Annotated in this window: 11 protein-coding genes; 4 read left to right on the plus strand and 7 right to left on the minus strand. The window is 74.8% G+C overall.

The window, feature by feature from the left end:
• Positions 1-48 precede the first annotated feature (48 nt).
• A complete protein-coding gene (locus GD632_RS12785; protein ID WP_226924856.1) occupies positions 49-2,292 on the minus strand; it encodes a helicase-associated domain-containing protein in 2,244 nt (747 codons plus the stop codon).
• Complete coding sequence (locus tag GD632_RS12790) at positions 2,289-4,142, minus strand: SseB family protein (RefSeq protein WP_152192597.1); 1,854 nt, start codon at positions 4,140-4,142, stop codon at positions 2,289-2,291. Before GD632_RS12790 ends, GD632_RS12785 begins: the two co-directional genes overlap by 4 nt.
• 182 nt (positions 4,143-4,324) lie before the next feature.
• Between GD632_RS12790 and GD632_RS12795 the strand changes: the two genes are divergently transcribed.
• From GD632_RS12795 to GD632_RS12805, 3 genes are read left to right on the plus strand one after another with little or no spacing between them, the layout of a single operon-like run.
• Positions 4,325-4,708: a cold-shock protein gene (locus GD632_RS12795; protein ID WP_152192598.1), complete on the plus strand. Its 384-nt coding sequence runs from the start codon at positions 4,325-4,327 to the stop codon at positions 4,706-4,708.
• A 23-nt stretch (positions 4,709-4,731) separates the two neighbouring features.
• On the plus strand, positions 4,732-5,574 hold the full coding sequence (locus GD632_RS12800; RefSeq protein ID WP_152192599.1) for a DUF3027 domain-containing protein: 843 nt from the start codon (positions 4,732-4,734) through the stop codon (positions 5,572-5,574).
• Between the two features lie 29 nt (positions 5,575-5,603).
• Positions 5,604-6,818 carry an MFS transporter gene (locus GD632_RS12805; protein ID WP_152192600.1) on the plus strand — a complete coding sequence of 405 codons (1,215 nt, stop codon included), beginning with the start codon at positions 5,604-5,606 and terminating at the stop codon, positions 6,816-6,818.
• A gap of 71 nt (positions 6,819-6,889) precedes the next feature.
• Here the strand turns inward: GD632_RS12805 and GD632_RS12810 are convergent, their stop codons facing one another.
• The 4 genes from GD632_RS12810 to GD632_RS12825 all read right to left on the minus strand — a co-directional run bounded on the left by GD632_RS12810 (position 6,890) and on the right by GD632_RS12825 (position 12,488).
• Positions 6,890-9,118, minus strand: a complete 2,229-nt coding sequence (locus GD632_RS12810; RefSeq protein ID WP_152192625.1) for a beta-xylosidase/alpha-l-arabinosidase — start codon at positions 9,116-9,118, stop codon at positions 6,890-6,892.
• Positions 9,119-9,262: 144 nt separating this feature from the next.
• A complete protein-coding gene (locus GD632_RS12815; RefSeq protein ID WP_152192601.1) occupies positions 9,263-10,156 on the minus strand; it encodes a carbohydrate ABC transporter permease in 894 nt (297 codons plus the stop codon).
• Positions 10,153-11,190, minus strand: a complete 1,038-nt coding sequence (locus GD632_RS12820) for a carbohydrate ABC transporter permease (RefSeq protein WP_152192602.1) — start codon at positions 11,188-11,190, stop codon at positions 10,153-10,155. Before GD632_RS12820 ends, GD632_RS12815 begins: the two co-directional genes overlap by 4 nt.
• Positions 11,187-12,488 carry an extracellular solute-binding protein gene (locus GD632_RS12825; RefSeq protein ID WP_152192603.1) on the minus strand — a complete coding sequence of 434 codons (1,302 nt, stop codon included), beginning with the start codon at positions 12,486-12,488 and terminating at the stop codon, positions 11,187-11,189. The genes GD632_RS12820 and GD632_RS12825 overlap by 4 nt, the downstream gene beginning before the upstream one ends.
• Before the next feature lie 110 nt (positions 12,489-12,598).
• Here GD632_RS12825 and GD632_RS12830 point away from each other — a divergent pair, with 110 nt between their 5' ends.
• A complete protein-coding gene (locus tag GD632_RS12830; protein WP_226924857.1) occupies positions 12,599-13,600 on the plus strand; it encodes a LacI family DNA-binding transcriptional regulator in 1,002 nt (333 codons plus the stop codon).
• On the opposite strand, the gene GD632_RS12835 is transcribed toward GD632_RS12830, so the two are convergent.
• Entirely contained in the window at positions 13,601-13,849 is a 249-nt protein-coding gene (locus tag GD632_RS12835; RefSeq protein ID WP_152192604.1) for a DUF2530 domain-containing protein, read from the minus strand. It abuts the gene before it with no gap.
• Between the last annotated feature and the right edge of the window lie 56 nt (positions 13,850-13,905).

The raw sequence follows: 13,905 nt of genomic DNA on the forward strand, positions 1-13,905 counted from the left end.
CGACCCGTCGCCGAGTCGACCAGTTGCGACGGTGGGGGAGGGGGCGCGTCAGTCGGCGACGGCGCTGATGCGGTGGATGGCGACGACGAGCTCGGCCTCGCGGTCGAGGTCGACCATCCGCACGCGACCGCCCTCGACGCTCACCGGCCGGACCCGCCTGCGCTCCGGCTTGCCGCTCGCGCCGATGAGCACGACGCGGACCGCGCTGCCGGCGCTCGCGGCCTCCCGCAGCGCCGCGACGGTGTGGACCGGGTCGGTCGCCGGGAGGTCGTCGCGCTGGTCGGCGCGCTCCTGACCGGCGCGCATCCGTCCCACGAGCCGCTCCAGCGCGACGTCGTCGGGGCCCTGGACCTGGACCTCACCGGCCCGCCGCACGCGCGGGACCGTCCGGACACCGCGTCGCGCCTCCGGCCGGCCGCCCACAGCGGCGCCGGGCCCCTCGAGCACCGGGGCCGCCCCGGTGCGCCGCAGGGTCTCGAGCAGCTCCCCGGGCAGGGCGCGGCTCACGAGCGCCGTCGGGGCGATCTCGCGCAGCCCCAGACCGGCCAGCCGCGGGTCGGCCAGGAGGGCGCGGGTCGTGGCCTCGTCCGGTGTGCGCAGGTAGCTGCCGGCGCCGCCGACGCGCAGCCGGCCGTGCCGTCGCGCGGTGTCGCCCACGAGGTACTCCAGCGCTTGCGGCAGCGGGGTCCGTGAGACGGCGGCCAGCCGCTCGAGCAGCGGCTGCGCCTCCGTGCCGGCATCCAGCGCCCGCCGCACCGACTCCGCGGTGAACCGCACCGTCAGGGCCGCGCCGCGGCTCTCGACGTCGGCCACCTGGTCGAGCAGCTCGGCGAGCTCACGGGTGGGCCGCCCCGGGACGACGGCGGTGAGGTCGCCCTGGACGAGGATCTCGTCGACCGGTTCCGGCAGGTCGCGGGCGAGGGCCGCCGCGGCGTCCTCCGTCCCGGTGGCGAGCGCCCGGCCGGCCGAGCCGAGCGCGCCCGCGCCGGTGAGCCCGAGCAGCTCCGCCTCGGCGAGGACGGCCGCGACGCTCGCCTCGGGCGGCGTCGCGCGCGGGGCCTGCCAGCGCAGCACCGCGTGGACAGCGGTGGCGGCCGGTGCCGTCCCGGCGGGCAGGGAGGCGAGCACGGCGAGCACCCGGCGGCGCAAGCGCGCCGCCCAGCCGCGCTCCAGGCCCGGCCCGAGCGCAGCGCGCAACGTGCCGCGGTCGTCGCGCGTGCCCACGAGCCACGGCATGCGCGTCGAGGCGAGCCAGCCCTCGGCGAGGGCCACCCACCGGTCGGCCAGCTCGTCCTCTGCCCAGTCCGCCGCGGGGGCGGCCGGCCCGAGAACGGGACGCTCGCCGTCGTCGTCGGGACCGACGAGGCCCGCCATGGCGGCGATCTCGACGATCTCCGCGGCCTGCTCCGGGGTGGTGCCCAGGTCACCGGCGAGCCGGCGCAGCTCCCGGACACCCAGCCCCCCGCTGCGCAGCGCGGGCGCCGGCTCCTGCGTCCACTCCCGCACGACGACGCCCACGAGCCGGACGAGCTCCTCCGCGGCGCGCGTGGACTCGGCGGCGACGACGGCGGCCGGCCGGGTGGGTGCCTCCACCGGCGGCGGCTGGGGGTGCGGCTGAGGATGGGTGCGTCCGTGGCGCGCGGCCAGGCCGGTCTCCAGCGGCAGCACCACCTGGGTGGCGCCGAGCCGCTGGAGCACGCCGTGGTCGAGGAGCCACCGGATGGCACCGGACGGCTCGCCGCTCGTCACCCCGACCGGGGTCCCGGTGACGAGCGCGTCGAGGACGCGGTGGGCGGCCGGGGGCGCGTCGGCGAGCACGGCGCCGAGCGCCTCGGGGGTGGTGACGGGCGCGTCGGCGACGTCGAGTGCTGCCAGCGGGGGACCGAGCCGCGCCGGGTAGGGGCCGAGCGCCTCGTGCAGCGCGAGGACGGGCAGGCCGCCGACGACGAGCAGCAGGCGCTCCAGACGTCCGTAGGCCTCGTCCACGCTCACCGCCGCCGCCGCCGGGGCGCCGGCGCCCGTCGCGGCCTGCACGGCCGCCACGTCGACCGGACCCAGGCCCCCGAGCGCGCACACCGCCTCGGCGACCTCGAGGACGTGCTGGTCCAGGCCGGCGAGCACCCGCTCGACCGAGGGCCGGGAGCAGGCGCGGGCGGCGAGGGCCGTGAGCGTCGTGGGCGGTGGCACGGGCAGGTCGGGGCGCTCGCGGAGGAGCGCGACGACGTCCGCGTCCGGCCGTCGCGCGAGCTCGGCGACGACGTCGGCCAGCCGGGCCGTCCCGCCGCTGGTCACGGGGTGGTGCCCTCGCCCTCGCCGGCGCCCGTCCCGTTGCCGTCGCCCGTGCCGCCGTCGCCCGTGCCTGCGGGGGCCGGGGGGAGCTCGGGGTTGCCGAGCGCGTGCCACACCTGCGCGAGCGGAAGCACGCCCTGGGGACCGGACGGGTTGATGACGAGCGCCTTGGCGCGGTTGGCCACGACCAGCTGGAGCAGAGCCCCGGCCGGGAGTCGGCGGGCGCCGAAGTCGGGGTTGTAGGCGGCCACCTCGACCGGCGAGGTGAAGGCGAGGAGCACCGGCTTGCCGTCGGTGCGGTCGCGCACGAGCACGGGCCCGGCACGTCCGTCGGTCTCGGTGTGCCCGATGAACAGCTGGGTCCCCGGCTCGCCGAGCGCGGTGACCAGCTCCTGGGCGGTGTGCGGCCCGGTGAGCAGGTCCTTGACGGCGCTCGCGCTCGGCGCGGCGAGCGCGAGCTCGACCTCCTTGCGGCCGATCGCGCACGAGGGGCCGCCCGGGTCGATGAGGAACCAGCCGAGCTCCTCGGCCTTGCGGAAGGTCTCGAGGAGCGCCGCGCCGGACTGGGCGATGCCGGTGACCCGCTCCTCGGCCGTGGCAGCCTTGGCGCGGAACTCCGCGAGCGCCGCGTTGCTCGTGAACGCCGCCAGCGCACGGCTGCCGTCCGGCGCCGTCAGCGTGGTGAGACGCAGCTCGGGGGCCGGCGTGCCGGGCGCGGGCAGCTCCGAGCCGGTCGCGTCGACGACGAGCTTCCCGCCGAGGGCCTGGCGCAGGACGTGGAGCATGCGCCTGGGGCCGGGGTCGGCAGCGAACTCGGCGACGGCGGCGCGCACGAGCGCGTTGTCCGGCGGCGTGGCAGGCGCGGGCGGTGGGACGACCTCCCCGAGACGGGCGCTGTCGAGGACGACCTCCAGCTCCCCCGGCACCGAGCAGTAGTAGAGGGGCAGCCGCCCGTCCTCGTCGATGAGGTCCGCGGGCTGCGCCTCGGTGAGGACGTGGACGCGCGCGTCGGGGACCGTGCCGGTCGAGGCGCCCGGACCCTGCTCGACGACGGCGAGGATCTGGCCCGCGTCGCGGGACTCGCCCAGCCGCACGATCCACGTGCCGCGGTCGTCGACGAAGGCGAGCGGGACGCCCACGGTCTCCAGGACGTCGAGGAGCCGCAGCGAGCCACCCAGGCGCAGGCGGCGCCGCCCGGGGCGGGTGCCGTCGGCGAGCACCGGGCCGTCGCGGTCGACGACGATGTCGAGGACCTCCGGCCGGGGGCGGTCACCGGGCGCGGCGATGCTCGCGACCGCCGCCCCCTCGGGCTCCACCGCGGCGGCTCCCGGGCGCGCCGTCGTCTCCTCCGCGCCGCGCGGTCCCGGGACGGCGAGACCGGCGGCGGTGATGCGCCGGGTCATCCAGCCGGGGACGGCGTCGGCGCGTCGCGGGTAGCGGGTGAGGTGGTGAACGAGGTCGGTCGCGTCGAGCGGCTCCTCGCCGTCGCGCCAGGGGCCGGGCTCGGCGTCGCGGTTGAAACGCCCGGTCACCGTGAAGCTCGGCTCGGGCCAGCCGGCGGCGCTCAGCGTGAGCGCGCCCTCGATCCACGTGCCCTGCTCCGGACGGGCGCTGAGGTCCTGCAGGCGCCGGGCCAGGGTGTAGGGCGGCTGGTCGGCGGTGAGACGGCCGAGGCGGGCGGTGCGGTCCTCACCGCGGACCTCGACGACCCGGAAGGACACGACGTCGCGCAGCGGCCGCAGCTGCAGGTGCAGCTCGTCCCAGCCGGGCTCGGCCGGGAAGCTGTCGACCATCCAGCGGGCCAGCGCGCTGAGGACCTCCTGCTGGACAGGGTCCGGGGACTGCTGCGTCATCTCTCGCCCTTCGCTCGCTCGGTGGGACCTCCCGGCCCCGTCGTCCACGGTATAGCGCGGCGGCGCCCCACGATCGCCGGAAGCGGATCGGGCCCTCAGGGCGTCCCCGGGCCGGTAAACTGGTGGTTCCCTCCGGCGGCACCCTGCCGCCCCCCGCTCCCCGTACCGCCCAGAGAGGTCCCATGCCCACCGGCAAGGTCAAGTGGTTCGACGTCGACCGTGGTTTCGGCTTCATCACCGCCGACGACGGCACCCAGGTCTTCCTCCACGCCTCGGCACTGCCGGCGGACAACCCGAATCCCAAGCCCGGGACGAAGGTCGACTTCGGTCTCGCCGACGGCCGCAAGGGCCCCTCCGCGCTGTCGGTGCGGCTGCTCGACCCGCCGCCGTCGGTCGCCAAGGCGCACCGCCGCCCGGCCGAGGACATGGTGCCGATCGTCGAGGACCTCATCCGTGAGCTCGACCGTGCCTCCGGTGAGCTGCGCCGCGGCCGGTACCCGGAGAAGGGGCGCGGCACGAAGCTCGCCCAGGTGCTCCGCGTCCTCGCCGACCAGTTCGACGCCTGAGCCCTGGCAACTAGGATCAAGTCGTGACTGCACCCGCCGTGCTCGTGCCCCGCACCGCCCCACCCGCCAAGGAGGCGGTGCTGGCGGGGGCCGTCGACCTCGCTCGCGAGGCCGTCGTCGGCGATGTCGGCGAGGCGCAGGTGGGGGAGCACGCGGGCTACGTCGTCGAGGACGCCCGGCTCCTCACCCACGTCTTCGCCTCGCTCCTCCCCGGCTACCGCGGGTGGTACTGGGCGGTGACGCTGGCCCGGCCACCGCGTGCCCGCCGCGCCACCGTCGTCGAGGTCAACCACCTGCCCGGCTCGGAGGCGGTGCTCGCGCCCGGCTGGGTGCCGTGGTCGGAGCGGCTGCAGCCCAGGGACGTCGGGCCCACCGACGAGCTGCCCTACGTCGGGGACGACGAACGGCTCGACGCCGGGTACGAGGCCACCGGCCGCGACGCCGACGTCCTGGGGCCCGAGCTCGCCTACGAGGTGGGTCTGGGCCGCGAGCGGGTGCTGTCCGCCGAGGGCCGCCGCCAGGCCGCGACCCGCTGGTACGAGGGGGAGCGTGGCCCCACCTCCCGCGGCGCCCGCGCCGCCGGGGCCCCGTGCTCGACCTGCGCCTTCTTCCTGCCCCTGGCGGGCTCCCTGCGTCAGGTCTTCGGCGTGTGCGGCAACGAGTGGTCACCCGACGACGGCGGCGTCGTCAGCCTCGACCACGGCTGCGGCTCCCACTCCGAGACGGGCGAGCGGAAGCGGCCCAGCGACTGGAACCCGGCCGCGCCCGTCGTCGACGAGTTCGACCTCGACATCGTCTCCGTGGGCACCCCCCACGACCCCCCGGCCGGCGAGCCGCAGACCGGGACCACGCCCGACAACTCGTGACTGCGCGGGCGGCCGGGGCCCGGGAGCCGATGTTCCCCCTGCGCCCGGTGGTGCTGGGCGCGTTCGTGCCCTCCCTCGTCTTCGAGATCGGGATCGGCGCGATGCTGCCGATCGTCCCGCTCACCGCGACGGGCCTGGACGCGTCCCTCGCCGTCGCCGGCTTCATGGCCGCCCTCCTGCCCATCGGCCAGCTGCTCGCCGACGTCCCCGCCGGGGCGCTGTCCGCCCGGCTCGGTGACCGCGGCGCCATGCTGCTCGCGGGGCTCGTCGCCTCGCTCGGCTTCGTCGGTCTGGCGCTCGCGCCGAACCTCGCGCTCCTCGCCGTCAGCGTCCTCGTCATCGGCGCGGCGAACGCCGTGTTCAACCTCGCCCGGCACGCCTACCTCACCGAGATCACCCCGCCGCTGCGCCGCGCCCGGGTGCTGTCGACCCTCGCCGGGGTGCACCGGATCGGCCTGTTCATCGGCCCCTTCGCGGGGGCCGCCGTCATCCACGGTGCCGACGTCCGCGCGGGCTACTGGCTCGCCCTGGGGACCTCGCTCGCGGCGACCGCCGTCATCGCGGCGGTCCGCCCCGAGCGGTCCGACGCCGCGGGCACGCGCCCGCGGCGTGACGCGCCGCCGCGGCGGTCGATGCGCTCCGTCCTCGTCGAGCACCGCCGGGTCTTCGCGACGCTCGGGGTGGCGGTGCTCCTCGTCGGCGCCGTCCGCGGGGCACGTCAGACGGTGCTGCCGCTGTGGACCGAGCACCTGGGCCTGGACCCGGCGGTCACGAGCGTCGTGTTCGGGATCGCCGGCGCCGCGGACATGCTGCTGTTCTACCCGGCCGGGAAGGTCATGGACTCCCTCGGCAGGCTGTGGATCGGGGTGCCCGCCATGCTCACCATGGGCGTGGCGATGGCCCTGCTCCCGCTGACGACGACGCTCGGCCCGGTCGTCGCCGTCGCGATCCTGCTCGGCCTGGGCAACGGGATGAGCTCGGGCATCCTCATGACGCTCGGCGCGGACACCGCGCCGCCGGGCGAGCGGGCCCAGTTCCTCGGGATCTGGCGCGTCTTCCAGGACGGTGGGGCGGCGCTCGGCCCGCTCGTCGTCTCCGGCGGCGCCGCGATCGGCTCCCTCGCGGCCGGGATCTGGGTCATGTCCGGGGGCGGTGGCCTCGCGACCGCCGCGCTGGCCCGGTGGGTCCCGCGCTGGTCGGTCCACGCCACCCGCACCACCCGCCGCCGCGCCGGCCTCCTGTAGCCCCGACCGCGCCGAGTCGCCCCGCTCTCGGCGCTGGACCCGGCCGGGGGCAGGGCTCGGGGGCTGTGCGGCTAGCGGGTGACCTCGGTGCGGGTGAGGCGGGGGTCCTGCGGGCGGACCTCGTGGACCCCGCCGACGAGCTCGACCGAGGACTCGGTCTCCCGCTCCGCGCAGCTGGGCCCGACCCACAGCTCGACGGTCCCCGGCTCCACGACGCGCACCATCCGCCGGTCGCTGAAGGCCAGACGCGTCGTCGGCACGGTGAGGTGGACGGTGACCTCCTCGCCCGGCTCGAGGTCGACGCGGCAGTACCCGAGGAGCTGGGCGACCGGCCGGGTGACGGTGCCGACGACGTCGCGCCCGTACAGCTGGACGACGTCGGTCCCCGCCCGCCCACCGGTGTTGCGCACCCGCACGGACACCTCGATGCTGCCGTCGGTCGCCACCTCGGGGAGCGCTGCCTCCAGCCCGGTCCGGGCGAAGGTCGTGTACCCGAGCCCGTGCCCGAAGGGGAGCGCCGGCGTGGGGTCGAGGTTCGTCGTCGAGGACGGGCCGGTGAGCGAGGGGTGCAGGTAGGAGTAGGGCTGGGAGCCCGCCGACCGCGGCATGCTCACCGGGAGCCGCCCGGAGGGGTTGACCCGGCCGGTGAGGACGCCGGCCAGCGCGGCGCCGCCCGCCTCGCCCGGGAAGAAGCTCTGGACGACGGCGGCACACCGCTCCAGCGCCCAGTCCACCGCGTAGGGGCGGCCGGTGAGCAGGACGAGCACGACCGGGGTGCCCGTGGCGAGCACCGCCTCGACGAGCTCCCGCTGCACACCGGGCAGCTCGAGGTCGTCACGGTCGCAGCCCTCCCCGACGGTCCCGCGACCGAAGAGCCCGGACTGGTCACCGACGACGACGACCGCGACCTCCGCGTCGGCGGCGAGCGCCACCGCCTCGGGGATGCCCGAGCGGTCGTCGTCGTCCACGGCGCAGCCGGCGGCGTAGGTGGCCGCGACACCCTCGGTGCGCAGCGCCTCGAGCACGGTGGGAGCGGCGATGCCGTCCTCCGTGCCGGGGTGCTGGGGGATGACGTGGTTGACGAAGGAGTAGCAGCCGAAGAGCGCAGGGACGCGGTGCGCGTTCGGGCCGACGACGGCGACACGCACCGGGGAGCGCAGCGGGAGGGTGCCGTCGTTGCTCAGCAGGACGACGGACTCCTCGGCCAGCCGCTGCGCGATGGTACGGTGGTGCGGCGGGTCGAGCTCGATATCGCCCTCGGGGGCGTCCGCCGAGAAGTCCGCGTCGAGGAGGCCGAGCTCCTCCTTCTGGCGCAGGACACGGAGCACCGCCCGGTCGACGAGCTCGACCGGTGTGCGCCCGTCCTCGATGCGCTCGCGCAGCGGTGCGAGGTAGGTGTTGCCCGTGGGCAGCTCGACGTCGATCCCGGCCGCGAGGGCGAGCTGCGCCGCGTGGCCCGGGTTGGCCGCCACGCCGTGCAGGAGGTGGAGGAAGGCGACACCGAAGTAGTCGGCGACCACGGTCCCGTCGAAGCCCCAGCGCTCGCGGAGCAGGCCGGTGAGGATCTCCGGGTCGGCCGCGACGGGCACGCCGTCGATCTCCGTGTAGGCGTGCATGACCGAGCGGGCGCCGCCGTCGCGCACCGCCATCTCGAAGGGCGGCAGGAGGACGTCGGCGATCTCGCGGGGCCCGGCGTGGACGGGGGCGAGGTTGCGCCCGGCGCGGGAGGCGGAGTAGCCGACGAGGTGCTTGAGGGTGGCGTGGATGCCGGTGCTCTGCAGCCCGCGCACGTAGGCGGTGCCGACCGTGCCGACGAGGTAGGGGTCCTCACCGATGCACTCCTCGACCCGGCCCCAGCGCGCGTCGCGGACGACGTCGAGCACGGGCGACAGTCCCTGGTGCACGCCGAGCGCGGCCATCGACTCACCGATCGCTGCCGCCATCTCCTCCACGAGCGCGGGGTTGAAGGCCGCGCCCCACGCCAGCGGCGTCGGGAAGGTCGCGGCCCGCCAGGCGGCCACGCCGGTGAGGCACTCCTCGTGGGCGATCGCGGGGATGCCGAGGCGGGTGTTCTCGACCAGCCAGCGCTGGGACTCCAGGAGGGCGCGGCGGCCGACGGCCGGCTCGACCGGGCGGGTGCCGAAGACCCGCGTGAGGTGGCCGAGGCCGTGACGGGCGAACTCGGTGAAGCGCGGCGCCTCGTCGAGCATGGCGTCCTGGAGCGGGGCCACGACCTCCCCGTCCGAGCCGGCGCCCACCCACAGGCCGACGATCTGCGCGAGCTTCTCGTCGAGGGTCATGGAGCCGAGGAGCTCGCGCACACGGGCGCTCGCGGGCTCCTGGTGGGCGCCCGGAGCCAGGGTGTCCGGCTGGGCGGGGACGGTGTCAGTCACGGGTGGTCCTTCGTTCGGGCCCGGCTCGGCCGGGACGGGGTGGTGCTGGCCTCAGCCCTTGACGGCGCCCTGGAGGCCGTTGACGATGCGCTTCTCCGCCGCGAGGAAGAAGACGAGAGCGGGGATCATCGCCAGGGAGGTGAAGGCGAGGACACCGGCGGTGTCCTGCGCGTGCTCGGTCGAGAAGCTCGCCACGCCGAGCGGCAGGGTCTGCGCCGTGGGGTTGTTGAGGACGAGGAGCGGCAGGAGGTAGGCGTTCCAGGAGGCGACGAAGGCGAGGACGCCGACGGTCACCATGCCCGGGCCGGACAGCGGCAGGAGGATGCGCCAGAAGAACCCGATGCGGCTGGCGCCGTCGAGCAGCGCGGCCTCCTCCAGCTCCTTGGGCAGCGCCATGAGGAACGGGCGCAGGATGACGACGGTCATCGGCAGCGCGAAGGCCGCCTGCGGCAGCGCCACGCCCCACACGCTGTTGGTCAGGCCCAGGTCCCGGACCATGAGGAAGAGCGGGATGATCGCGACCGTCAGCGGGAAGAGCAGGCCGAGGACGAAGACGAGGAAGAGCGCCTCACGGCCCTTGAAGGTGTACCGGGCCAGCGGGTAGGCCGCCATGATCCCGAAGACCGCGACGACCGCCGTCGTGATGAGCGAGACGATCGTGGAGTTGAGGGCGAAGCGCCAGAAGCTCGCCGACGTGATGACGCCTGCGTAGTTCGAGAAGACCCAGGGATCGGGCAGGCTCACCGGGTCGGCGGCGAGCTGGGCGTTGCTGCGGAAGCCACCGAGCACGGCGTAGATGACGGGCGCGAGCGTGGCGGCGACGACGACGAGCGCGATCGCGTACACGAGCGGGTTGCCGCCCGCGAACGCGTTGCTGCTCCGGCGACGCTTCGGGTCCGGCTCGGTGGTCTCCTCCGGCGGGGAGACGGGGACCACGGCGGTCATCGGGTCACCTTCTTCCGGCTGGTGCGGGGCGCGTCGGTGTCGCGGCGCAGGATGAAGCGCTGGTAGGTGAGCGCGAGGACGAGGGAGATGAGGAAGAGGAGGACGGCGACCGCCGAGGCGTAGCCGTACAGGCTCCGGTTGGTCCCCTGGTTGATGAGGTAGATCGCCATCGTGATCGTCGAGTTCGCCGGCCCGCCCTTGGTGAGGATCCAGACCATGTCGAAGAGCTGGAGCGAGCCGATCATCGACAGGAAGCCCCACGTGCGGATGGTCGGCCCGAGCAGGGGGATGGTGATCCGTCGCTGGACCTGCCACCACGAGGCGCCGTCGATCTGGGCGGCTTCGTAGAGCTCGGGCGGCACGCCCTGGAGGCCCGCGAGGAAGAGGATGACGGCCAGGCCGAGGTACTTCCAGGTGAGGACGACCATGACGGTGTACAGGGCGACCTGGGGGTCACCGAGCCACACCTGGACGACGCTTCCGAGGCCGACGGCCTCGAGGGCGGCGTCCACCGGGCCGTTGGGCTGCAGCAGCATGAACCACACGACACCGGCGACGACCTCCGCCAGGACGTAGGGGACGAAGATGACGACGCGGAGGAAGGAGCGCCCCCACATCTCGCGGTTGAGCAGGAGCGCAACACCCAGGCCCAGGGGCAGCTGGATGAGGATCGACAGGACGACGATCGTGAGGTTGTGCATCACCGCGCTGGTGAAGATCTGGTCCTGGAGGGCGCGGGTGTAGTTCGAGAGGCCGACGAAGTTGTCGAGCGGGCCCAGGCCGTTCCAGCTGAAGACGGAGTAGCGCACCGCCTGGAGGACCGGGACGACGACGAACAGGCCGAACAGCACCAGTGCCGGTCCGACGAAGAAGGCGATCTCCAGGCGCTTGCGCCACTGGCCGGAGAGTCGGGACGGGCCGCGCCCGTCCGGCCGTCCCGCCGGCCGTGCGGGGGCACGGCCGGCGGAACGGGGCTCCGACAGCGTGGCAGCAACGGCACCCGGGCGGGTCACGTCATCTGCCACGTCACTCATCCCAGGTCTGCCGCGGCCTGGGTGGCGTCGACGATGCCCTGCGCGGAGGACTGGCCGGCGAAGACGAGGGCGATCTCGTCGTTCATCGCACCACCGACGTTCTCCCCGAAGGCGGTGTCGAAGTAGAGCTGGACGAAGGGGGCCTCGTCACGGAAGGCGAGGAGGTCCGCCAGGGCCGGGTCGGACACGGAGTCGATCGCGGCCGGGTTGGTCGGCAGGCCCATGTCGTTCTCGGCGAAGGTCTGCTGGACCTCGTCGCTGAGGAGGTAGGTGATGAAGTCGACGCAGGCGTCGGGGGCGTCGTTGGAGCAGGCCCACGCGTCACCGCCGCCGAGTGCGGCGGCAGGGTCGCCCTGCCCGCCCTCGACCGAGGGGAAGGGGAACCAACCGGTCTTCTCGCCGAGGCCCTCGTTGTCCTCGGTGAGGCCTTGCATGACGCCGGGCTCCCAGTGGCCGGCCAGCTCCATGGCGACCTGCTCGGTGGCGAGGAGGCCGGAGGCGGAGGTGGGGCCGGTCTGGGCGGGGGTGGCGAGGAAGCCGGTGTTGAAGGGCTCCGTGGCGACGAGCGCCTCGAGGTCCTCGCCGGCCGCGACGAAGCACGGGTCGGAGAAGTCGAGGGTGTTGACCGCCTCGGTCAGCACGTCCTGGCTGCACTGGCGCAGCGCGAAGTAGTACCAGTAGTGCGCGGCGGGCCACTTGTCGCCGGCGCCCACGGAGACCGGCTGGATGCCGGCGGCCTTGAGGGCGTCGACGGCCGCGTTGAACTCCTCCATCGTCGCGGGCGGCTCGGTGATCCCGGCCTGCTCGAAGAGGTCCGTGTTGTACCAGAAGCCGACGACGCCCACGGAGAAGGGCAGGGCGTAGACGCGGTCCTCGTTGGTCCAGCCGTCGACCGAGGAGCCGAGCTTCTCGATCGTGTCGGCCGCGACGTCGGTGAGGTCCATCGTCAGCCCGGCCTCGACGTGCGAGGCCAGCTCGCCGCCGCCGCGCTCCATGTAGATGTCGGGGGTGTCGCCGGTCTGGAAGGCGGCGTCGAGACGGGTGAGCATGTCCTCGTGCGCGAGGGGGGTGATCTCGATCGTGACGCCGGGGTTGGCGTCCTCGAAGTCCGCGGCGACCTGCTCGTAGACGCTGACGCCGGGCTCGTTGTTGGAGTTGTGCCACCACGTGAGGGTGACCGAGTCGCCGTCGCCGCCGGTCGAGCTGGCGTCGGGTTCCTCGCTGTCGCCGCAGGCGGCGAGGAGGAGCGCGGCGCTCAGGCCCAGCGCCGTGATGCTGACTGCTCTTCTGCGAAGCATGTCGGTTGTCCTTCAGTCGTCGTCGACAGGGGGTGGCGTCAGCGTGTCAGGGGTGCGGCGCGCGTGTCAATCGTTATCGATAACGTTTTCGTAGCGGTAGAGTCGACCGGGTGAGCGAACGGGTGACCATCACGGACGTGGCGCGCAGTGCCGGCGTCTCGGTCGCGACCGTGTCCAAGGTCATCAACGGCCGGTACGGGGTCGCCGCCGCGACGAGCGAGCGGGTGCAGGAGGTCATCTCGCGCCTCGGCTACGAGTCCTCGCTGGTCGCGCGGAGCCTGCGCAGCCGCCGGACCAACGTCATCGGCATCCTCGTCGCCGAGTTCGAGCCCTTCAGCGCCGAGATCCTCAAGGGCGCCTCCGCCGCCGTCGCTGCCACCGGCTACGACCTCCTCGCCTACTCCGGGACCGCCCACGCCGGCAGCGACGTCGGCTGGGAGCGGCGCTCCCTGTCCCGGCTCAGCGGCACCCTCATCGACGGTGCCGTCATCGTCACCCCCACCGTCGTCGAGGTCCGGGACGACGTGCCCGTCGTCGCGATCGACCCGCACGAGGGCCCCACGGGGATCGCGACCGTCGACGCCGACAACGACGCCGGAGCGGTCCTCGCCACCGAGCACCTCATCTCCCTGGGGCACCGCCGTATCGCCTTCCTCGGGGGCCGCACGGACCTCGAGAGCTCGCGGCTGCGCGAGGAGGGCTTCCGCAGCGCGATGGCGGCTGCCGGGCTGCCGGTCGACCCACGTCTGGTCCGGGTGGGTGGCTACCGGCGCGAGACCGCCGACCGGCCCGCGCACGAGATCCTCGGCCTGGCCGACCGTCCCACCGCCGTCTTCGCGGCCAACGACCTCATGGCGATCGCGACGATCGACGCGGCCCGGGACCTGGGTCTGCGCGTCCCGCAGGACCTGTCCGTCGTCGGCTTCGACGACGTCCCCGAGGCCGTCGCCGCCACGCCGCCCCTCACGACCGTCGCCCAGCCGATCCAGCGCATGGGTGCGGAGGCCGTCGGCCTGCTCGTGCGCCTCATCGCCGGCGACGACACCGCCCGGGCTCACGTGCGCCTGCCCACCCGGCTCGTCGAGCGTGGGAGCACCGCGCCCGCCCCGTAGTCAGGAGCGCTGCTTCTCGCGGCGGGCGGCGCGGCGTCGCACGCTCGCCCCCCAGAGCATGCCCAGGAGGCCGACGACGATGCCGGTGAGGCAGATGGCGACGACGCCGTCGAGCTCGCGGCCGGTCGCCTCGAGGACGAGCACGACGACGAGCGCGACCACCCAGGCGACCGTGCCGACGAGGAACATCGTCACCGTGTTGACGCGCATCGGCGGCAGGTCCTGCGAACGGGTCTCCGGGATGCGCATGGCTCGATGGTAGGGGACCGGGTCGCGCTCACCGGGCGCCGCGCAGACGCTGCTCG

Source organism: Georgenia satyanarayanai, assembly GCF_009193135.1.
GTDB lineage: Bacteria > Actinomycetota > Actinomycetes > Actinomycetales > Actinomycetaceae > Oceanitalea > Oceanitalea satyanarayanai.